This is a genomic window from Granulicella mallensis MP5ACTX8 (genome assembly GCF_000178955.2).
Lineage (GTDB): Bacteria > Acidobacteriota > Terriglobia > Terriglobales > Acidobacteriaceae > Granulicella > Granulicella mallensis.
The window spans coordinates 1,445,140-1,466,216 of record NC_016631.1; the positions used below are offsets into that span (position 1 = coordinate 1,445,140).

20 protein-coding genes are annotated in these 21,077 nt (G+C 60.1%); 7 read left to right on the plus strand and 13 right to left on the minus strand.

The features are described 5' to 3' along the window. Positions 1 to 47: 47 nt before the first annotated feature. The 9 genes from ACIX8_RS06100 to ACIX8_RS06140 form a co-directional block, all read right to left on the minus strand. The gene (locus ACIX8_RS06100) at positions 48 to 740 is read right to left on the minus strand and encodes a hypothetical protein (RefSeq protein WP_150110504.1); all 693 of its coding nucleotides are present in this window, start codon (positions 738 to 740) and stop codon (positions 48 to 50) included. A gap of 36 nt (positions 741 to 776) precedes the next feature. Next, on the minus strand, positions 777 to 2,534 hold the full coding sequence (gene ilvB, locus ACIX8_RS06105; protein WP_014264455.1) for a biosynthetic-type acetolactate synthase large subunit: 1,758 nt from the start codon (positions 2,532 to 2,534) through the stop codon (positions 777 to 779). Between the two features lie 58 nt (positions 2,535 to 2,592). After that, positions 2,593 to 2,934, minus strand: coding sequence for a hypothetical protein (locus ACIX8_RS06110; RefSeq protein ID WP_014264456.1), 342 nt, complete (start codon positions 2,932 to 2,934; stop codon positions 2,593 to 2,595). A 124-nt stretch (positions 2,935 to 3,058) separates the two neighbouring features. Beyond that, entirely contained in the window at positions 3,059 to 4,777 is a 1,719-nt protein-coding gene (gene ilvD, locus ACIX8_RS06115) for a dihydroxy-acid dehydratase (protein WP_014264457.1), read from the minus strand. 114 nt (positions 4,778 to 4,891) lie between these two features. Next, entirely contained in the window at positions 4,892 to 5,530 is a 639-nt protein-coding gene (gene leuD, locus ACIX8_RS06120) for a 3-isopropylmalate dehydratase small subunit (protein ID WP_014264458.1), read from the minus strand. A 94-nt stretch (positions 5,531 to 5,624) separates the two neighbouring features. Next, complete coding sequence (gene leuC, locus ACIX8_RS06125; RefSeq protein WP_014264459.1) at positions 5,625 to 7,085, minus strand: 3-isopropylmalate dehydratase large subunit; 1,461 nt, start codon at positions 7,083 to 7,085, stop codon at positions 5,625 to 5,627. A 2-nt stretch (positions 7,086 to 7,087) separates the two neighbouring features. Next, positions 7,088 to 7,828 carry a hypothetical protein gene (locus ACIX8_RS06130; RefSeq protein WP_014264460.1) on the minus strand — a complete coding sequence of 247 codons (741 nt, stop codon included), beginning with the start codon at positions 7,826 to 7,828 and terminating at the stop codon, positions 7,088 to 7,090. A gap of 75 nt (positions 7,829 to 7,903) precedes the next feature. Then, positions 7,904 to 9,022 (minus strand): 3-isopropylmalate dehydrogenase, encoded by a 1,119-nt coding sequence (gene leuB, locus ACIX8_RS06135; RefSeq protein ID WP_014264461.1) that lies wholly within the window; start codon positions 9,020 to 9,022, stop codon positions 7,904 to 7,906. Between the two features lie 76 nt (positions 9,023 to 9,098). Beyond that, complete coding sequence (locus tag ACIX8_RS06140) at positions 9,099 to 10,280, minus strand: 2-isopropylmalate synthase (RefSeq protein ID WP_014264462.1); 1,182 nt, start codon at positions 10,278 to 10,280, stop codon at positions 9,099 to 9,101. Between the two features lie 202 nt (positions 10,281 to 10,482). Here ACIX8_RS06140 and ACIX8_RS06145 point away from each other — a divergent pair, with 202 nt between their 5' ends. The 3 genes from ACIX8_RS06145 (at position 10,483) to ACIX8_RS06155 (ending at position 12,924) form a co-directional block, all read left to right on the plus strand. Beyond that, positions 10,483 to 11,403, plus strand: a complete 921-nt coding sequence (locus ACIX8_RS06145; RefSeq protein ID WP_014264463.1) for a LysR family transcriptional regulator — start codon at positions 10,483 to 10,485, stop codon at positions 11,401 to 11,403. Positions 11,404 to 11,619: 216 nt separating this feature from the next. After that, positions 11,620 to 12,057, plus strand: a complete 438-nt coding sequence (locus ACIX8_RS06150) for a hypothetical protein (protein WP_014264464.1) — start codon at positions 11,620 to 11,622, stop codon at positions 12,055 to 12,057. Positions 12,058 to 12,297: 240 nt separating this feature from the next. Then, positions 12,298 to 12,924, plus strand: coding sequence for an outer membrane protein (locus tag ACIX8_RS06155; RefSeq protein WP_014264465.1), 627 nt, complete (start codon positions 12,298 to 12,300; stop codon positions 12,922 to 12,924). Between the two features lie 402 nt (positions 12,925 to 13,326). On the opposite strand, the gene ACIX8_RS06160 is transcribed toward ACIX8_RS06155, so the two are convergent. From ACIX8_RS06160 to ACIX8_RS06170, 3 genes are all read right to left on the minus strand, one after another. After that, positions 13,327 to 13,923, minus strand: a complete 597-nt coding sequence (locus ACIX8_RS06160) for an outer membrane beta-barrel protein (protein WP_014264466.1) — start codon at positions 13,921 to 13,923, stop codon at positions 13,327 to 13,329. A 36-nt stretch (positions 13,924 to 13,959) separates the two neighbouring features. Next, complete coding sequence (locus ACIX8_RS06165) at positions 13,960 to 15,813, minus strand: hypothetical protein (RefSeq protein ID WP_014264467.1); 1,854 nt, start codon at positions 15,811 to 15,813, stop codon at positions 13,960 to 13,962. Between the two features lie 133 nt (positions 15,814 to 15,946). Then, positions 15,947 to 17,050 carry an energy transducer TonB gene (locus tag ACIX8_RS06170; RefSeq protein WP_014264468.1) on the minus strand — a complete coding sequence of 368 codons (1,104 nt, stop codon included), beginning with the start codon at positions 17,048 to 17,050 and terminating at the stop codon, positions 15,947 to 15,949. 482 nt (positions 17,051 to 17,532) lie between these two features. On the opposite strand from ACIX8_RS06170, the gene ACIX8_RS06175 reads away from it, so the two are divergent. Then, the gene (locus ACIX8_RS06175) at positions 17,533 to 18,108 is read left to right on the plus strand and encodes a YetF domain-containing protein (RefSeq protein ID WP_044177952.1); all 576 of its coding nucleotides are present in this window, start codon (positions 17,533 to 17,535) and stop codon (positions 18,106 to 18,108) included. 18 nt (positions 18,109 to 18,126) lie between these two features. On the opposite strand, the gene ACIX8_RS06180 is transcribed toward ACIX8_RS06175, so the two are convergent. Beyond that, the gene (locus ACIX8_RS06180; RefSeq protein ID WP_044176269.1) at positions 18,127 to 18,327 is read right to left on the minus strand and encodes a hypothetical protein; all 201 of its coding nucleotides are present in this window, start codon (positions 18,325 to 18,327) and stop codon (positions 18,127 to 18,129) included. Positions 18,328 to 18,455: 128 nt separating this feature from the next. On the opposite strand from ACIX8_RS06180, the gene acs reads away from it, so the two are divergent. From acs to ACIX8_RS26480, 3 genes are all read left to right on the plus strand, one after another. Beyond that, a complete protein-coding gene (gene acs / locus ACIX8_RS06185) occupies positions 18,456 to 20,438 on the plus strand; it encodes an acetate--CoA ligase (RefSeq protein ID WP_014264470.1) in 1,983 nt (660 codons plus the stop codon). A 63-nt stretch (positions 20,439 to 20,501) separates the two neighbouring features. Then, entirely contained in the window at positions 20,502 to 20,774 is a 273-nt protein-coding gene (locus tag ACIX8_RS06190) for a hypothetical protein (protein WP_014264471.1), read from the plus strand. Continuing rightward, positions 20,735 to 21,076, plus strand: a complete 342-nt coding sequence (locus ACIX8_RS26480) for a type II toxin-antitoxin system RelE/ParE family toxin (RefSeq protein WP_014264472.1) — start codon at positions 20,735 to 20,737, stop codon at positions 21,074 to 21,076. The genes ACIX8_RS06190 and ACIX8_RS26480 overlap by 40 nt, the downstream gene beginning before the upstream one ends. Position 21,077: the final 1 nt, after the last annotated feature.

Consider the following 21,077-nt stretch of genomic DNA (forward strand, 5'->3'; position numbering starts at 1 on the left):
GGACCTCAGAGTGTAGAGAGTAGAGGGTAGAGTGTAGAAAAAGCCGATTATGAGGGCGCAATGTAAGGAGTATCGGGGTCCCACAGTTGCAGTTCGTGGTTCTCGTCGTGGAGAAGTGCTCCGGCGTCTCGTTCGTGGTTGGTAAAGCCGCCGTAGGTGTAATCACCTGCCCCGTGATAACTGCCGCCGCAGGGTGGCGACCCTTCGGCGTACTTCTCGCTTGCGCATTTTGAGCCCCGGTAGATGTGAAACCAGACTATGGGTTTGCGGGCGTCGATCAGTTTCTGGCTGATCTTCAACTTGTCGAATGTTCGAGCATGCGCGGCATCGCGAAGCTGCCAGATCAGGCTTTCGATCTCCTCGTCGGAGGCGTTGTCCTTGGTGACGAGGGTGAAGTTGCTGTCGTCGTGATGGAAGACTTTGAAGGCAGGGGGTGGAATGCTCGGGCGTGGAAGTGCTTGCACCTGCTGTGCCTGTTGAGGCTTGGACGTAGGGGTTGGGGGTGGTGTGGATTTGCAGCCGATCACAGGAATCGTTACAGCGAAAGCCAATGTGGCCAGAGCCATCGTTCGGCGCGCGACGAGGCGTGTGAGGGCGTTGCCTTTGTCTTTCGTCGTCATCCTGAAGCGTAGCTGAAGGACCCCCGCATTTTGTGGTGTCACCGGTGCATCCATGGCGCCACGAATGCGGGGGGCCTTCGCCGATGGCTCAGGATGATGACGAAAAACAAACAACGACAAAACCCGTTGCCACGTTTTGGAGCGCTTCCCCGTCACTTACTTGTCCTCCGCCGTCTCAAGCAGAGGATCGTGTTGGGGCCTGCGCACCATCTCGTGCAGCGCGGCACCGGGGGCGATCATCGGGTAGACGCCGTCTTCCTTCTCGACCTGGAAGTTGATGAGGAAGGCCTTGCCGCTGGTGCGGGCCTTGGTGACCGTCGGCGTTACATCGGTACGCTTGCTGACGTTTGCGGCTGCGATGCCGTGCGCGGCGGCGAGCATGACGAAGTCCGGCGAGAGGATCGGGGAGGCCGAGTAGTTCTTCTCGTAGAAGGTCTCCTGCCACTGGCGCACCATGCCGAGGAAGCCATTGTTGATGACCGCGATGTTGATCGCGAGGCCCTCCTGCACGATGGTGGAGAGCTCTGCGGCGGTCATCTGGAAGCCGCCGTCACCGGCGATGACCCAGACATCTTTGTCGGGGCAGGCAGCCTTTGCGCCGATGGCTGCGGGCAGCGCGAAACCCATCGTTCCGAGGCCGCCGGAGGTGACGAGCGAGCGCGGAGCCTCATGCTTGAAGTATTGAGCCTCCCACATCTGGTGCTGGCCTACGTCGGTGACGATGATTGTGTCTTCGAGGCGGCCTGCGGCCTGGGCTTCGCGCCAGATGTCGTGGATGACGTGTGCGGCGTAGAGGTGGCCGTTGTCGGGCAGGTTGATGATGTCGCGTACGGCGGCGCTGCCCTTGCTGGCGTTGATCTCACGCAGCCAACTCGTGTCGGTGTTCTTCGGCAGCAGTGGCAGCAGCAACTGCAACACTTCCTTGAGGTCGCCGATCAGAGCCACATCCACGCGAACGTTCTTGTTGATCTCCGAGGGATCGATCTCGATGTGGATCTTCTTGGCGGTAGGCGCATAGCTGGCGAGGTTGCCGGTGACTCGATCATCGAAGCGCATGCCGAAGGCCAGCAGCAGGTCAGCTTCCTGGATGGCGTTGTTCACCCACGACTCGCCGTGCATGCCCATCATGCCGAGCGAGAGAGGATGGGCTGCAGGGATCGCACCGAGGCCGAGGAGCGTGGAGGCGATGGGAATCTGCTGCGCCTCGGCGAAGGCGATGACCTCGCGCTCTGCGCCGGACTCGACGATACCGTGGCCCGCGAGGATGACGGGCTTCTTCGACTGCTTGATCAGTTCGATGGCCTCACGGATCGAGGAGGACTCAGCCCTGAGCATCGGGTGTGGGCGATAGGTTTCCGGCTTTGCCGCTTCGAACGAGAAGATTGCGGTGGCCTGCTGCGCGTCCTTGGTGATGTCGACGAGCACGGGGCCGGGGCGGCCGGAGGTCGCGATCTGGAAGGCCAGGCGGACGGCGGGAGCGATATCTTCCGCGCGCGTAACCAGGAAGTTATGTTTGGTGATCGGCAGGGTGATGCCGGTGATGTCGACCTCCTGGAAGGCGTCGCTGCCCAGGACCTTGCTGGAGACCTGGCCGGTGATTGCGACCATGGGGATGCTGTCGAGCATCGCCGTTGCCAGGCCGGTCACGAGGTTGGTCGCGCCGGGGCCTGAGGTGGCCATGCAGACACCGGGACGTCCTGAGGCACGGGCATAGCCATCGGCCATGTGTGCGGCGCCCTGCTCGTGGCGGACGAGGACGTGGTGGATGGTCGGGAATTTGCGGAGAGCGTCGTAGATGGGCAGGATGGCGCCGCCGGGATACCCGAAGACGGTTGTCGTGCCTTCACCCGCGAGCGTGGCCCAGAGGATCTCGGCTCCGGTAAGGGTGGGGTGCTGCTGTGATTTGTTTGCCATCGTTCTGCTCCTTTACTGCGGGTTACGTGTCGAAGTTCCTGATCTTGTTGCTTGGTAACTAAACAGTGATCGTGCGTTCTGGAGAACCGGATGGGCCGGCTCTCAGGATGACCTTCGCGCCTTTACAAAGCGGGTAGGAGTTGAGGACCGGGTTGATGAGCGAGAGCATCTTCTCGGAATCCGTGCCGTAGAGGAACAGGACTGTTTCCGTGGCGCGCGTCTCTGTGCCTTCGACGATGCCGTGAGCGCCGAGCGCTTTGGTCAGAAGGCCATCGAGGGTGACCGTGTCGCAACTCCTGTAGATCGATTCGTCCAGGTCTACAGTGTTGAGGTAGATAAAAATGGCGTGCTCCGGTGGGGGTGCTTGTTGCTTGCCGAAGATCTTGTCGATGAATGCCATTTTTACCTCGAGGGCGGAGGCCCGGTGTTTTTGCTGCTACTAACGAAGAGCGGGAGGAACCAGGTTCGCTCCCCTTCGGCTACGCTCAGGGTCGGAATGACAACTAGAAAAACAAGTGCAACGACTACGTGGTGACAGCTCCTTCACTCGCGCTGCTTACGGAGTTTGCATACTTTGCAAACACTCCGCGCTTGTAGCGGGGTGCGGGAGCTTTGAAGTTTTTGAGACGTGCAGCGATCTCTTCGTCCGGCACGTTGAGCGTGAGCTTGCGGCCCGGGATGTCGAAGGTGATGGTGTCGCCTTCGTGCACTGCGCCGATGGGGCCGCCGAGCTGGGCTTCGGGGGCGACGTGGCCGGCCATCAGGCCGCGGGTTGCGCCGGAGAAGCGGCCGTCGGTGAGCAGGGCCACGGTCTCTGAGAGTTCGGGGATGCCCTTGATGGCTGCGGTAACGGCGAGCATCTCGCGCATGCCGGGGCCGCCGCGCGGACCTTCGTAGCGGATCACGAGCACGTCGTTGGGATTGATCTTGCCTGCGTTGATCGCGGCGAAGCAGAGGTCTTCGCTGTCGAAGACGCGTGCGGGGCCGGTGTGGTGGATGCGCTCGTGGCCGGCGACCTTGACGACGCAGCCTTCAGGAGCGAGATTGCCCTTGAGGATGACGAGTCCGCCAGTGGACTTGAGCGCGTTATCCCACGTACGGATGATGACCTGGTTGGGAGTCTCGCTGGCTGTCGTGGCTTCTTCGCGAATCGTCTTGCCGGTGACGGTGGGCGTGTTGCCGTGCAGGAGATTCTTGTCGACCAGGCGCTGGGCGAGGACGCGCGAGCCACCGGCGGCCTGGTAGTCCTTGGCGACGTACTTGCCGCCGGGCTGGAGATCGCAGATGAAGGGCGTCTTCTCGCTGATGATGTCGAAGTCATCGACCGTGAGCGGAATGTCGAGCTCCTTGGCGATGGCGATGAGGTGCAGCACGGCGTTGGTCGAGCCGCCCGACGCGCAGACGGCGGCGATGGCATCTTCCAGCGATTCGCGGGTGATGATCTGCGAGGGCTTGAGACCGGCGCGGGCGAGGTCCATGACGATCCTGCCGGCTTCGCGCGAGGCCTCGTGCTTCTCCTTCGACATGGCGGGGACGCCGGTGATCTGGATGGGCGAGATGCCGAGGAATTCGCCGGCCATCGCCATGGTGTTGGCCGTGAACTGGCCGCCGCAGGCGCCGGGGCCGGGGCAGGCAGAGGCTTCGACGGCTTCGAGCTGCTCGTCGTTGATCTTTCCCGCAGCGTGTGAGCCGATGGCTTCAAAGACCTGCTGGATGGTGATGTCGATCTCGGTCTTGCCGGAGGCGTCGGGTGTCTTGCCGTCCGCACCGACGTGCAGGTGGCCGGGTGCGATGGAGCCGCCGTAGAGCATGAGGCCAGGGATGTCGAGGCGGGCGAGAGCCATCACAGCGCCTGGCATGTTCTTGTCGCAGCCGGCGATGCAGACCAGGCCGTCGAAGGAGTTGCCGCGGGCCACGAGCTCGATGGAGTCCGCGATCATGTCGCGCGAGATGAGCGAGGCCTTCATGCCCTCGGTGCCCATGGTGATGCCATCGGAGATGGTGACGGTATTGAACTCCATGGGGGTGCCGCCGGCTTCGCGGACGCCCTGCTTGACGGCTTCGGCGATATCACGAAGGTGGTAGTTGCAGGGGCCGATCTCGGTCCAGGTGTTGGCGATGCCGATGATGGGCTTGTGCAGGTCTTCCTTGCTGAAGCCGACGCCCCGGAGCATGGCGCGGGCTGCGGCGCGCGAGGGGCCTTCGGTGAGGACGATGCTGTTCTTCTTGCCGGTGCTGGACATTTTCTCTCCGTGGGTTGCGGTGGTGGTACGAGCGAAAAACGGGAGGAAGCAGGTTCCTCACTGCGCTCGGAAGGTCAACTAGAAAAGCAAAGGCAAGAGCAAAGGCCGTTGAGGTTATGCGGTGGTCAGGGCCTTTGGTGCTACCCAGAACTCTTCGTTGTGCTTTGCTTCGTAGCTGTCGAGCTCGTTCTCATGCAGCAGCGTGAGGCCGATGTCGTCGAGGCCGTTCAGCAGGCAATGCTTGCGGAATGGGTCCATGTCGAAGTGGGCGCTGAAGCCCTGTTCGTCGGTGACGGTTTGGGCTTCAAGGTTAATCGTGAGCTTGTGCTGCGGGTTATCGGTGCAGAGCTTCAACAGGGTTGCGACTTCGTCTTCGGTGAGGCGGCAGAGGATGATGCCGTTCTTGCCTGCGTTCGAGAAGAAGATGTCGGCGAAGCTGGGCGCGATGACAGCGCGGAAGCCGTACTGGTTGATCGCCCAGGCGGCGTGCTCGCGCGAGCTGCCGCAGCCGAAGTTCTTTTCGGCGATGAGGATCTCGGCGCCCTTGTACTCCGGCTTGTTCAGCACGAAGTCCTTGCGCTCGGAGACGTGATCGGGTGTCTCGAGGTCATAGCGCCAGTCGAAGAACAGGAAGTCGCCGTAGCCGGTGCGCTCGATGCGCTTGAGGAACTGCTTCGGGATGATCTGGTCCGTGTCGATGTTCGGAAAGGGCAGCGGAGCGGCGATGCTGGTGATGATGTTGATCGGTGTCATGTTCATTCCCTCAGGGGCTGAAGCCCCTTCTCTGCGAGTGTTCTAACGGACGGGCTGAAGCCCGTCCCCTTCAAGGCAAAACGATCAACCCCTGCTATGAAACCTTGCTATGAAACTTCCAGTTGCGGACATCGGTGAGGTGTCCGGTGATGGCGGCGGCGGCGGCCATTGCGGGCGAGAGCAGGTGCGTGCGGCCCCCGCGGCCCTGGCGGCCTTCGAAGTTACGGTTGCTGGTGCTGGCGCAGCGTTCGCCGGGCTGCAGGATGTCGGGGTTCATGCCGAGGCACATGGAGCAGCCGGGCTCGCGCCACTCGAAGCCTGCGCTCTTGAAGACCAGGTCGAGGCCTTCTTCTTCAGCCTGGTGCTTGACCGACTGCGAGCCGGGGACGACCATGGCGCGGACCGTGGTGGCGACGTGATAGCCGTCGACGATCTTGGCTGCAGCGCGAAGGTCTTCGATGCGCGCGTTGGTGCAGGAGCCGAGGAAGACCGCGTCGACGTTGATGTCTTCGATCTTTGTGCCGGGCTTCAGGTCCATGTATTCGAGCGCGCGAGAGAAGGACTTCTTGTCGGCTTCGCTGGGAGCGTCGTCGATGGAGGGAACCGTGCTGTCGATGGTGGTGACCATGCCGGGCGAGGTGCCCCAGGTGACGCTGGGCGCGAGCTTGGTAGCGTCGATGTGGAGCTCGCGGTCGAACGTTGCACCTTCATCGCTGATCAGTGAGGCCCAGTTCTGTACTGCGAGATCCCACGCTTCACCCTTGGGAACGAAGCGGCGACCTTTGAGGTAGTTGAAGGTCGTTTCGTCGGGAGCGATCATGCCTGCGCGTGCGCCGGCTTCGATGCTCATGTTGCAGATGGTCATGCGGCCTTCCATCGAGAGTGCGCGAATGGCTGAGCCGGCGTACTCCACGACGTAACCCGTTGCGCCATCGGTGCCGATGCGGCCGATGATGTCGAGGATGATGTCCTTCGCGGTAACTCCGTAAGGAAGCTCGCCCTCGACGTTGATGCGGAAGGTCTTCGGCTTGGACTGCGGCAGGGTCTGCGTGGCCATGACGTGTTCGACCTCGCTGGTGCCGATGCCGAAGGCCAGGGCTCCAAAGGCTCCGTGGGTGCTGGTGTGCGAGTCGCCGCAGACGATGGTCATGCCGGGCTTGGTCGCGCCGAGCTCGGGCCCGATCATGTGCACGATGCCTTGCTCAGCCGCCTGCACGTCGAAGAACTCAATGCCGAACTCGGCGCAGTTCTTGCGCAGCGCATTGACCTGCGCGTTGGAGATCTGGTCGGCGATCACGAGGCGGTCCTGCACCGAGGTCGTGGGCACGTTGTGGTCCACGGTCGCGATGTGGCGATCGGGGCGGCGCAGCTTGCGGCCCGCGAGGCGGAGGCCGTCGAAGGCCTGCGGCGAGGTGACCTCATGCACGAGCTGGAGGTCGATGTAGAGGATCGTCGGTTCGCCGGCCGGCTCGGCGACTACGTGCTGCTGCCAGACCTTCTCGAACATGGTGCGGGGGGCGACGACTTGCGGCGTATTGTTTGTCTCTGTACTCATGGCTAGTCTTTGTCTTCTGGGTGTGGCGTGATGGTGTCGGGTTGGGGTGCGAGGGTGTTGGCTCCGGCGAGTTGCGGGTCGAGAGCGAAGGGCGAACCATCCGGCTCGACCAGGAGCGCGTGCGTGATGTGAGGAACGAGGCGGTGCGCTTCGGCGAGGCGTGCATCCCAGTGAGCAAGACTTTCGGTCAGCTCGAGGGGAAGCGCGTTGGCGTCGAGTGTGCGGTTGGGGAAGAGCCACAGGCTGTAGTCGGCGGCGGCCTCATCGGTGGAGTGGCCTTCGGTCGTCCAGTTGACTGCGGCGAAGACCAGCAACGGATGCGCTGTGCCGAGGTCGATCCACAGCAGGCCGTGGGCAGGGCAGAACCTGGGCACGCAGCCGTCCATGCTGAGATAGCGATTATGTTCTGCCGTGACCGTGCCGTACTGCGAGAGAAAGAGCGGGATGACAGTGTCGAGAGGCTGATGCGTCTCCGGCGGTCCCCACATCGCCTGCGGCTGCTTGAAGGAGCGCTGCAGCAGGGCCTGGAAGCGCGCATCTACGCGGAGATCGTCGGCGCGGCCGTTGGGGCTGGGCTTGGCGAACTGCCAGAGCCATTGCAGGTCGTCGGTGGCGTTGGGGCTGCGATGGGCAGGTGGCTTGGGCGGGGGCGCGACGAGGTTGTCGAGGTTGGTGATCTGCGCATGCGTTGCCGCTGCTCCCGTGAGGAGGAATACAGCGGCGAGTTGGAGAAGTTTGCGCATGGTTTGTGGGGATTGACTTCAGTGGTGGCCCGGTGAAGCAGATTTCCTGCGGGAATGACAACTAGAGAGCAAAAGCTATACGGCGTGCAGTGATTGGTGGCGGTCGATGGATTCTGCCAGAGCCTGGTGTACCAGCTTGCCCATCTGCTGCGTCGTAACGTTTGCCGCGGTGTTGCCGCGAGAGATATCAGCGGTGCGATGGCCAGCTTCGAGTACCTTGGCGACCGCGACTTCGATGGCCTGGGCCTCCTGCTCGAGGCCACCGGAGTGGCGTAGCACCATCGCGGCGGTAAGGATCGCGCCGAGGGGGTTGGCCTTGCCGGTTCCGGCAATGTCCGGAGCGGAGCCGTGTACGGGCTCGTAGAGGTTGACCTTGCCGCCGATGGTCGCCGAGGGCAGCATGCCGAGCGAGCCGGTGATCACGCCGGACTCGTCCGAGAGGATGTCGCCGAAGAGATTTTCGGTGAGCACGACATCGAAGTTGCGTGGGATGTTCATCAGGTGCATCGCCATCGAGTCGACGAGTTGGTGCTCGACCGTGACGTCGGGATAGTCGGCCTTGAGCGAATCGACCGTGGCGCGCCAGAGCTGCGAACACTCGAGCACGTTGGCTTTGTCGACCGAGGTGAGCTTCTTGCGGCGCTTCTGTGCCAGCTCGAAGGCGACGCGTGCTACGCGGACGACTTCATCGCGGGTATAGCGCATGGTGTTGATGGCTTCACCGCCACCGTTGGCGCCTTCCTCTTTGTTCCACCAGCGCGGCTGGCCGAAGTAGAGGCCACCGAGCAGCTCGCGGACGAAGAGAATGTCCGCGCCCTTGGTCACTTCGGGACGCAGCGGAGAGTTCTCCGCCAACGCGGGATAGGCCACCGAGGGACGCAGGTTCGCGAAGCCGCCCAGCTCCTGCCGGATCTGCAGCAGTCCGGCCTCAGGACGCTTGTCGGGGGTCAGGTGGTTGAACTTGTTGTCGCCGACCGCGCCGAGGAGGACGGCGTCGCTTTCGAGGCAGGTGTCGATGGTGGTCTGCGGCAACGGCGTGCCGTTGGCAGTGATGGCCACGCCGCCGATGAGTGCTTCGGTGAACGTGAACTCGTGGTTGCCGAACTCGGCTACCGCTTTGAGAATTTGCGTGGCTTCGCGGGTGACTTCGGGGCCAATGCCGTCTCCGGCGAGAACTGCGATCTTCAGCTTCATTTTGTTCCTTCGGTAGCAGGGGAGGGGAAGCAGATTCCCTTCGGGAATGACAGAAAGAAAACTAAGGGCAAAAGCTCTATGGGGTTGGAGTTGCCAGCGGCTCGGCGCTATGCACGTTGAGCAGAGCAACGATGTCCTGGTCGTAGATAGATTTTTTGCGGTCCGCCAGCTCGGTGAAGCGGTGATAAACGCTGTCGAGTTCTTCGCGTGTGAGCGTGTGGCCGAGCTCCGTGAGGCGATGCTCCAGTGCGCGGCGGCCGGAGTGTTTGCCGAGCACGATCGTTGTGGCTGTCACGCCGACGGAGGCCGGCGTCATGATCTCGTAGGTGAGAGGGTTGGCCAGGACGCCGTGTTGATGAATGCCGCTTTCGTGGGCAAAGGCATTTTTGCCGACTACCGCCTTATTAGGAGCGACGGGGTGGTCTACGATTTCCGCAAGCAGCGCGCTGGTCGGGTAGAGCTGCGTATTCACGATGTTCGAGGTGTAGGGCAGAACATCGCGGCGTACCAGCAGGGCCGCAGCTACTTCTTCCAGGGCGGCGTTTCCGGCGCGTTCGCCGATACCATTGACAGCTACTTCGACCTGACGCGCTCCACCTTCGATGCCGGCCAGCGTATTGGCGACCGCAAGGCCAAGATCGTCGTGGCAGTGTGTGGAGAAGATGACGCCTTCCATGCCAGGCAGCTCTCTCAGCATGCGGAAGATGGCTGTGTATTCAGACGGTGTCACATAGCCGACGGTATCCGGAATATTGATGGTGGTGGCCCCGGCCTGCACGGCAACCTTGACCATCTCGCAGAGGAAAGCGGCTTCGGTGCGTGTCGCGTCCATGGGCGAGAACTCTACGTTGTCCACAAAGGAGCGGGCCCTGCGTACCGATTCGGCGGCGAGGTCGAGTGCCTGTGCCCTGGACATCCTCATCTGGTGCTCGAGATGGATGTCGGAGGAGGAGAGAAAGGTATGGATGCGGTTGTTTTGAGCGGGTTCCACGGCACGAGCGGCTGATTCGATATCTGCCTGCTTGGCTCTCGCCAGGGCGGCGATGCGCACACCCTTAACTTCTTTGGCGATGGTCCGCACGGAGTCAAAGTCGCCTGCGGACGCGATCGGAAAGCCGGCCTCGATGATGTCCACACCAAGGGCCGCAAGCTGATGCGCGAAACGCAGTTTTTCGCCTGGGTGCATGGTGCAGCCGGGCGACTGCTCGCCGTCGCGCAGGGTTGTGTCGAAGAAGACGATCTGATCGGTGTGCGCCATAAAGAAGAACCTTTCCGTCTCGACCTAGAGCATAACGTACACTTATGCTCTAAGTGGGATGTATGCGAATTTCTAATGCGAGTATAGGGGAATGCGGGCCTGAGAAAACGGTACTACTTTGCCTCCGATAAAAGCAAAGGCCGGGATGCACATCGGCAACAGCAAAGGATCGCGCTAAGAGCGCAGGGAAGGGCGGGAACGCGTGGACTTATTTCAGTTGGAGACGTTTCTGGCGGTAGCCGAGGAACGCAGCTTTTCGCGAGCAGCGGCGCGGCTGCATCGAACCCAGCCTGCGGTCAGCCAGGTCATTGCGAAGCTCGAAGCAGAGCTTGGCGAAACCTTGCTGGAGCGTTCTTCACGCGACGGCACGCTGACCGATGCGGGCGAAGTCCTTCGTGAATATGCCGAGAAAATGTTGAATCTAAGGGCTGATGCCACTTCGGCCCTGGTCGATCTGCGTTCTCTGCATACGGGGCGTCTGAACCTGGCAGCCAACGAGTACACCTGCCTTTACCTGCTGCCGCTGCTGGATGCCTTCCGGCGCGAGCATCCGCGGGTCAAGGTCGCGGTGCAGCGGACATTGGCCAGCCGCATCGCTGACGAGATCCTGCAGCACTCGGTGGAGCTGGGGGTCGTCAGCTTCAGGCCGGACGATCCGCAGGTGCGGTCGATGCTGGTGTACCGCGATGAACTGGTCTGCATCGTGAGCCCCGGCCATGCGCTGGCGAAGGAGGGCAAGGCTTCGATCCAGCGGCTGGGGCGAGAGGTCTTTGTGGCACACAATGTGCAGTCACCTCTGCGCCAGAAGGTGATTGGCGCGTTCAAGAGGCACAAGACACCTCTGCAGATGGAGGTCGAGCTGCCATCGCTGGAGGCGATCAAACGGTTTGTGCAGCGGGGCAATGGCGTGGCTCTCGTTCCGAAGCTGACCGTTGAGGTAGAGCTGGAGGCGGGAGCCCTGGTGGGGATCGCGGTGCCGGAGTTGCAGATGGAGCGCAAGCTGCGGCTGGTCTACCGGCGGCAGGCGGCCTTGAGCCATGCCGCACGAGCGTTTCTGCAGGTGGTTGAAAAACATGCGGAGGCCCATGGCGATCCGTTTTGTTTTATTGCGGAACGGGCGTAGGTGGGATGTGGTGGAGTGAGCTTCGCGCTGTGCCTGTGATGAAGGGTGCTTGTACGTGCGCTGATCCGCTGGCAAACCCCGAAAAGATAGTTCCGGAACGGGGAACCTTTCTCCCTGCGGCACGTCTTTAATCGGTAGCTGTGCGTGTTGCTTAGGCTGCGCGGAACAGCACATTGTTGCGAGATGAAAGTGAGTTTAGTCATGATGCGGAAGGCAATGGAAAAGAAGAGAATGCGCACGGCAGCCGTGCTGCTGTGCGGAGCGATGCTGGCCGTACTTCCAGCGATGGCGCAGCAGGATACGACGCCGCAACAGGGGCAGGGCGAACACCGTGGCGGCATGAACCCGGAGCGTCGCGCGGATCGTCTGCAGAAGGCGTTAGGCCTCACCGCCGACCAGACCACGCAGCTGAAGACGATCTTCACCGATGAGCAGGCCAAGGGAGAGGCTCTGCGGAACGATACGTCCGTGCCCCAGGATGAACGCCGCTCGAAGATGATGGAGCTGCGCAAGGACGAAGAGACGAAGGTTCATGCCGTTCTGACCGACGAGCAGAAGGCAAAGTACGATGCCATGCAGCAGGAGCGCATGCGTGGCCGCCAGAATGGCGGGGATGGCAATGCTCCCGCTCCTGCTTCCGCGCCCTCGATGTAGAAGTAGCGTTCGATGAAACAGGCTGTAGCACACGAGAGGGCCTCTACGGAGGCCCTCCCGTTTTGTGGGTAAAGGGGTGTGTGGATGGATTCCTTCCAGAAACGCTGAGGATGGACGGCGCAGCAGCACAGTCAGCGGGTACAATTAGTCATTAGCGCGCCGCGGGTTCGGTTATGAGCTCTCCGAAGATATTGGAGCAGCGAGGGCCTGGGGAGCGATTGCGAAGGGATTTCTGCAAGCATGAAGAAGATGATGTTGCTCGGCGCTCTGCTGGTATGCACCGCCGCCGTGGGTTACGCCCAGGAAAGCCGGCAAGACGTGAGTGCGAGCGCCTACGGAGTATTTGACTCTAAAGTACACGGCCCTGGCGGTGTGACGGAGCAGGGAACGAGTGCTATTGGCTTCCTTGGAAGCTACCGTTACTCGGTGACGCCACGCAGTGCTTTGGAGTTGAACTATTCCTTCCTGCAAAACTCGCATAGATACGGCAATCCTAGTTTCAATATCGGCACAGACAATGTGCCCATTTACGTTCACGCCAGGCAGCAGGAGATCTCTGGAGCCTACGTCTACTCACGCAATTACAAAAGGTACAATCCGTTTCTCGAGGTCGGTGTCGGTGGCATCCTCTTCTCGCCGATTCAGGATTTCGGTACCCAGGTGCAGAGCCTCAAGCGAAACACCAATATCGGAGCCCTCTTTGGCGGTGGATTGGCCTATGAGATCAGCCCCAGCTTCGACATCCGGGCGGAGTATCGCGGCTTCCTGCTCAAGGCTCCTGACTTTGGTGCTTCTGGCGGCATCTTCAAGACCAATCGCTACGAAGTACTCTCGATGCCGGCGATTGGTATTGCCTACCACTTCTAACGTCAGTTCATAAAAGCATAACCAGAGGCCCGGCGATTGCCGGGCCTCTGGCTTTTTGTGGAGGGGATATTTTGAGAATTGCCTTCCTCTATGCAGCCAAGACTGTTCAGGAACCACTAAGGCTGTATCCCAAGGTGGGGCGGCTTGTTTCGCCACAACCAAAGAAGGCAATTCGGTCGTTGCGGCTGCGCCTTCACTGCGGCCTTCAGCAGAGAGGAAAGAGCCTTTGGCTCGACATCTTCAGCACGGTTGAAACCGTGCCCTTCCGGGGTCTTGCCTCAACAAACTGTTTGTGCCCTTCGACTCCACGACAAGAATAGTTGGATGACACGCCCTGGAGAAGAAAGACAAACAGCAAAGCCCCGGAGATCCGGGGCTTTGCTGTTTGCATTGAATTGAAATTTAGCGACGAGGCTTGCCGGGAGGGAAGTGGTAGGCGACGCCAAAGTTGACCATGGTTGGCGTAAGGCCATTACCAAGAGGGTAGTGAGAGGAGAACCATCTCTGATACTCCCCTTCGACACGGATATTGATATGAGATTGCACCGCAAAATCAGCGCCAACTCCAAAATCAATCATGTTTGTGGCTATCGTGGGATAGGCGGGCTCGCCAGCCTCCAATTGGTTTTGGATAAGGGCTTGAGGTGAAGAAAACTGCCCACGTCCATAGAGCGCTTTACCGTAAGGCTTGAGGTTGCCGAAGCGCCAGAAGTATCGGCCACCCACCTCGTAGCTGCGTTGAAAAAAACGATTGGGTTGAGCATCGTCCGGATCGTTGAGCTGACGAAAATCGACTTCAACCCCTATGTGTCTAAGGAAGTCAAAGTCGCTATAAGCTCCGAATCCACGGATATAGGTGACTCCCAGATCAGGATTAGCAACGGAATAGGTAGCACCGACCTGCAAGTCGCCAAGGCGACTTGCAGCCGGTCTGGCCTGCCCCACGGCCAGTGAGGTGCCAGCGGTTAGAAGTGCGAGAGTGAGAACAAGATTCTTCAACGATGAGCTCCATCCATACCGCTACTAAGGAGCGGTCTAGTTCTGCGGTGGGGTGGCCGTGCCGGTAGTGGGCTCCGCTTGAGCTGGCTGTGCTGCCGGAGCATTGTCTACTGGGGCATTGTTTGCTGCTGGGGCCGGAGCGGCTGCCGGGGCTGCCACTGGAGCTGCTGCGGGCTGCCAGTAAGTGAGCCGCTGGTAGACCGGGGTGATCTCAAAGGGAATCTTGTCGCGCGAGCTCAACAGAGGCTCGTAGGTGGTGTGCATCTGGATGACCTGATCGGTCCAGGGATCGTAGCGGAGGTACTGGCCCAGAGGCATGGCACCCTGCTGCTTCAGGTCGTTGTTATCGAGCTTGGGGCCCTTGGAGACGATAGCCTGCATCCAGAAGGTGCCATCCGGCTTCAACAAGCCATCGCCGATCTGCGGCTTGTTGAGCTCCGGCAGACCCTTTTCACGAGCCTGGAGCTGCTGGAGATAGAGAGAGAAGTACCTCTGGCCGTCGGCGAGATCCTTGGCGTTCAACAGCTCCATGGCTTTCTTGGCTGCTTCAACGTTTTCGGCGTTGGTGTGGTGCATCGGCAGGCGCTGGAAGGCTCTCTCACTGGGGAAGAGCAGGCGGTCGCTGAAGGCGTACTTGGTGTCGACACGGTGACCGAGCAGGATGTGCGCTACCTGGAAGGCCAAAAGGGCATTCAGGTTGGCTCCCTGCTGGGCGCCATCGGTCGTTGGAATTGCCGTGGTGTCGATCAGGCTCTTGGAGATCAGGATTGTGTTCCCGATGGAGAGCGACTCCAGCGGTGTGGTCAGCAGGATACGAACCTTGAGGGGACGTGCCGTGGGGATCTGGTTATAAGCAAGGATATTGTTGGCCAGGTCTGAGAGCGTCTTGTCGAAGTCGCTGGGAGCATCGACGAGGCCAGCCGTGTAGAGGCGGTCGATGACGTTGTCCTCGGCCTGCTGGACCCACTCGCGCTGTGCCTGCAGGGGGCTGACGTCGGGAGCCTGTTGGCTGGTGTCGATCGCGCCTTCCACTTCCAGGCTGGTCTGGTCGGTGTCCTTATTCGGGATCTTCAGCGAGTAGCCCCAGATGTGGCTGACGGCCTTGAACTTCAGGACGTGAGCGGGACTCTTCGGGTCGGACTCTTCGATGTAGGAAGCCGTCGGCATCCAGAGACCGTCCTGGACGTTGCTGCGCCACGAGTCGAAGTGATAGAACTCGGCGCGGTCCTTATCCTCGCCGGCGAGATCGCCGTTATAGCGGACGATGTTCCCACCGTTACGCTCCACCCAGACGCGTCCGAAGAAGCGGCCTGCACTTCTCTTGATCGGCTCAACGTCGAATACGACGGTGGGAACCGTTCCGAGAAAGTCGTTACGGACGAAATAGAAGTTGTAGTGCTGGCGATCGAAGGCATCGCCGTTCGGTCCATTTGTGTCGATGACGACCATGCGAACGAAGCCGCCCTCGTCATAGCTGAGGTGCAGGCTCTTGGTCAGGCCGGCCAGGCCGCCGAGCGCCTGTTTGATTCCACCGAACTTTCCGGTTGAATCCTTCTTGCCGTCGGCATAGCCGACTTCGGTGATCTCTTTGCCGAAGTTGATGCGGGTCAAATAGTGCGCATCCATCTCGGGTACCTGGATCATGGCCGGATCGGGGCGCATGTTCTGGATGTAGGTCTCCACGAGGGGCTGACGCTCCCTGAGAGTCTTGATGACGGCCGCTTCGCGGAGGATGGCCTTGTCGATCAGGGCATTCTGGGCCGGCGTCGGCTTGCGGGTGACCGTCTGGTCGGTCTTCTTCTTCCCGAAGACGCCAGCCGAAGCTGGCAGGGCCGAGGCAGCCAGAAATGTGAGGGTCACAGCGGCAGTAAGTTTCGTCCGGAGATTCATTGTGTCTAAAGACTCCTTTGGTTCAATCGGATGCCCCCAAGAGGGTATTCCGTTCGGATGTTTCGGTAAAGCGTTCAGGATTCGGGAACAGCCCAGGGGGCGGATTTTAGCGAAAGTCTCGTCGTCCCTTAGGTTAACTCATCTGGAAGTTGATCTTGACGACACCTTCCCAGTCGACCGGATTTCCCGAGGCGTCCTTGGCAGGCGTGAAACGTGTGTTCTGAGCAGCTTGCAGGGCGGATTCATCGAGTCCGTGACCCAGACCGCTGGTCACGCCCAGAACCTGTACCGCTCCTGAAGCTGTAACGCGGATACGTACGGAGACCGTGCCTTCCAGGTGTATGGACTTGGCCTCGGCGGTATAGACCGGGGTGGGCTTATAGGTGACTTTCGGGGGGGAGGCAGCCGTTGCGGTACGAAGTTGGGAGGTAGTTGCGGCTGGTGGTGTTGCTGCCGTTTGCAACTGTACCTGCCGTGGCGAGTTCGCGTAATTCGTTGAATTCAAAGGTCCGTTGCTGCCCGGAGTGCCGAGCCTTACGCCTTTGACCTCGCGCGATCCGTTGTCCCGGCCATTGAGGTTGGTGCAGTTCGGGCAGCCGGAACCGAGGTTGACCGAGGTCGCACGGGGACCGCTGCCGGTGTTGGAGGCATTCATGCCCGGTGCGCCCTGATTCCCCAGGTTCACCTGGGATACCGCAGGACCCGTCGTCGGTTTCAAAGGATTATCGGGCTGACCCAGGCGGACAGGCGTGGGATGCACATCGTTATTGGGAATATGGGCCGGCGCGGCGGCGGCGAGATTCACCTTGACCGGCGCGGGCGGCGGTGTAATGGCCTTCGGCGGAGCCGGCTGCGTGACCACAGGCTTCGGTATCGGCACAGGGATCGGCTTTACCTCGGGAACCTTCTCCGGAGGAGGTGGAGGAACGATCTTGGGCGGATGCAGAACCTCCCTCGGCGTGGGGATCGGCTTCGGAGGAGGGGGCGGTGGCGGCTTGGGAACCGGTGCGGTCACGGGCGGCGGCGGGGGAAGCGTGAGTACCGCAATCTGCTTAGCCACGGTAGGATTGGTCTTCACTATGTAGCCGAGGATCACCACAACAACGGCAAGGACGACATTGATGATGATCGAGGTAATTGCCGCACTTTTGCTGCGCTTGCCATCGTCAAGAACGCCGAAGTGGCTAAAGCTGATGTTCTTCGGGTTCGGGTCGTTGCTGCGAAGCGGCTGGGCCATGTGTTCGTGGGTCCTTGATGCACTTGATGCATTGGCTGTAGTTCCGTAACGACGCAAAAGTGCGCGAACGATCAAACGGATGGAGTTATGAGAAAGATATCAGAATCCGTGGCTTTAACCCCTATCGGGGGGATGCCGCTTTAGATGCTGCTTTATGGACAAACCTCTTTGGTTTGATACCGTCACGAGGGTAAGTGTTGTTCCACCCCAGGCAACTACTTCTTCACGTAGGTGATAACCCTTGATATTAGACGGTTATAACGGGAATAGGGTGCGGGCAACCTACTCTCCTGTTCAGGCGATTTCTCTGTAACTGCGGGTGTATACAGGATCGAACGGCGTTTGGTGGATCCTTCCAGAGATGGGCTGCGGCACGATCTTTGCAAGGCCACTGCGGCGATGAAGCTGCTAGTGGCAGCACGCATCAAAACTGAAAGCCCAAAGTTCAAAATCCGAGGAGTCACAAACTATTTATGAACAGCATGATGCACAGCATGTTCCACCTGCCATTGCCGGTGATGGAGAAGATTCTTCGTCCTGTGATCGTTTACCTGTTCCTCATTGGTTTTCTTCGGCTCTTTGGCAAGCGCGAACTGGCGCAGCTGAACCCGTTTGACCTGGTGGTTCTGCTCAGCCTCTCGAACACGGTGCAGAATGCGATCATCGGTGACGATAACTCCGTGAGCGGGGGGATCATCGGCGCCTTTGCGCTGCTGGCTATCAACTGGCTGTTGATGTGGCTTTTGTACCGGTCTCCCAAATTGAATCAGCAACTGGAGGGCTCAAAGACGGTGCTGATCCAGGCTGGCGTCGTTTCAGAGGAGGCGATGAAAAAGGAGACCCTGACCTTCGAGGAGCTGATCTCGGTGCTGAATAAGAACGGGTTCAACAATCCCGCCGATGTCGAAGAGTGCGTCCTTGAACCGAACGGCACGTTTTTTGTGAAGGGTAAGACTCCGACGTCGGAAACAGTGCATAGCCGGGAACTGCTGAATGCGGTGGAGCGGCTGACAGAGGAGGTCATGGCGATGCGAGCAGAGATGCAAGCTCGGGGGTAAGCCTGCAGTGTCGAAATTCTAGAGCGGCCTGGGCGTGTTTGCAGTGGCCAACTTGGCGCGCGCTTTGATCAGGCGGGCCGGCGGCACAGCAAGTTCTGCATCGCGCACGGCCGCGCGGTAGCCTCCGAGAAAAATGGAGTACATCACCGCAAGAGCGCAACCGACGCCGAACACGAAACCGAGGAAGAATCCAATGGTGGAACTTATTAGAAAGCTCACAAATTGATGATGTCATGCCCTTGCTGCCCGACGCACGTTTGCCTGTGGATGAGTCGATGACGTACCTTTTGGCTCTGGGCCTATTTTCGTAAGGCAAGGAATCTATGCCCCGGAGTCGAGAGTCGTCTATGTCCGTTGAAAGCACGCCTGTGGGAAGCACGCTAAACGAAAACTTTGAGTCTCTTATGCGGGAAGACCGGGTCTTTCCGCCCCCTGCGGCCTTTGCCGCCCGGGCACGTATCGGCAGCGAAGCCGAGTATGAGCGGATGTACAAGCGCAGTATCGAAGCTCCGGAGGAGTTCTGGGCCGAGGCTGCTGCCGAACTGGAGTGGTTTACTCCGTGGACGAAGGTGCTCGAAGGCAGCGGGCCGCATGCGAAGTGGTTTACCGGCGGCAAGCTGAATCTCTCGCACAACTGCGTCGATCGCCATGCCAAGGCAGCACGCAAGGATAAGGTCGCCCTGCTGTGGGAGGGTGAGCCGGGAGAAGTGCGCAGGCTGACCTTTGCCGAACTGCATGTTGAAGTCCAGAAGTTTGCCAATGTGCTGAAGTCACTTGGCGTGAAGAAGGGCGATCGCGTTGCGGTGTACATGGGCATGAGCCCGGAGCTGGCGATTGCGCTGCTGGCCTGCGCGCGCATCGGTGCGGTGCATTCGGTGATCTTCGGAGGATTCGCAGCGCATGCGATCTCGGACCGGGTGAACGACTCGGATTGCCAGGTGATCGTGACGCAGGACCTCAGCTATCGTCGCGGCTCCGAAGTGAAGCTGAAGAAGATCGTCGACGAGGCGCTGGAGAAGTGCCCCGGCGTACGGAAGGTGATCGTGTATCAGCGCGCTCCTTCGGCGACAGTGGCGATGAAGGAAGGTCGCGATTTCTGGTGGCACGAGGCAATGGCCGCTGCCGCTGCGGATTGCTCGGCTGAGCCCATGGATGCTGAAGATCCGTTGTACATCCTGTACACCAGCGGAACGACCGGCAAGCCCAAAGGGTTGGTGCATACGACAGGCGGCTACTCGGTACAGACGTACCTGACGAGCAAGTACATCTTCGATCTCCAGGACGAGGACGTGTACTGGTGCACTGCCGACATTGGCTGGGTCACGGGGCACAGCTACGTGGTCTATGGTCCGCTGCAGAACGGCGCGACGGTGATGATGTATGAAGGCGCGCCGAACTGGCCGGAGAATGATAGGTTCTGGAAGATCGTCGACGATCACAAGGTCACGGTTTTCTACACCGCGCCAACGGCGATCCGTGCCTTTATCAAGTGGGGTAACGACTGGGTGCACAAGCACTCGCTGGCCAGTCTGCGACTGCTGGGAACGGTCGGTGAACCGATCAATCCCGAGGCGTGGATGTGGTATCACCGCGAGATTGGCAAGGAGCGCTGCCCGATCGTCGATACCTGGTGGCAGACGGAGACGGGTGCGATTCTGATTGCGCCGATCCCCGGCGCTGTCGCGACGAAGCCCGGCTCGGCTACGAGGCCGTTCTTCGGCGTTGTGCCGGAGATCGTGACCAAGGAAGGCGATCCGGTACCGGCAGGGCAGGGTGGACTGCTGGTCATCAAGAAGCCGTGGCCATCGCTTGCACGAACGATCTGGGGCGACGCGGAGCGGTATGAGCAGGCGTACTTCTCAGAGATCCCGGGGATCTACTTTACGGGCGACGGCGCACGCCGCGATGCCGACGGTTACTACTGGCTGATGGGCCGTGTGGACGACGTGATCAACGTCAGCGGGCACCGTTTGGGCACAATGGAGATCGAGTCCGCGCTGGTGGCACACTCGAAGGTGGCTGAGGCTGCTGTGGTTGGACGTCCTTGCGAGATGAAGGGGCAGGCAATTGCCGCGTTTGTGACGCTTGAAGAGGGCTACGAGCCGAGCGAAGAACTCAAGCAGGAGCTGCGGCAGTGGGTCGCGAAGGAGATCGGCGGGCTCGCCCGTCCGGACGACATGCGCTTTACGCAGATGCTGCCTAAGACACGTTCAGGCAAGATCATGCGGCGGTTGCTGCGCGAGCTTGCAACCACCGGCGAAGTGAAGGGCGATACGACTACGCTGGAGGACTTTGGCGTGCTGGCAAAGCTGAAGGAGAACGAGGAGTAACGGCCTGGTCGAACTGCCGTTCTCTTTTATCGAAGGAGGCTGTAAACGGTATATTCTGTGGCCATGGCTATCACCCTCACCCCGGAACTGGAAGCTATTGTGAGAGAAGATGCACGTCTCTTCGGTTTTGAAAACGCTGGGACGTATCTTGCGGAGCGTCTTACGGCGATGCACGAGCAAGAGCTTTTTTTTAGTGAGAACCGGCAAGAGATTAGTGCCATGATCGAGGAAGGCTGGGAGCAGGCTGAGCGGGGTGAACTGCTCTCACCTGAAGAGGCGAAGCTCAATCTCACCAAGTGGAAGCAAGAGTTCCTGACAAAGCGCTCTGCTGCATAAGTGCTTACCAGCTAACTCCTAAAGCGACTCGTGACATTTTCGATATCTGGCTTTGGATTGCCCTCGATAGCGTTGAATCTGCCGACCGGGTAGAGATCGCTATTTTGGAGAACTGCCAAATGTTGGCAGAGATGCCTAAAGCTGGACATCTCCGCATCGATCTAACGAAGAAAGCAGTCCTTGTTTGGCCGGCGTCACCTTATGACAAATATGTGATTGTGTATGATCCGCGTTCAAACCCATTGCGCATTTTGAGAGTAGTACATGCCTCGAGACGCAAAGTGTGGCGGCGAGGTATCTAAC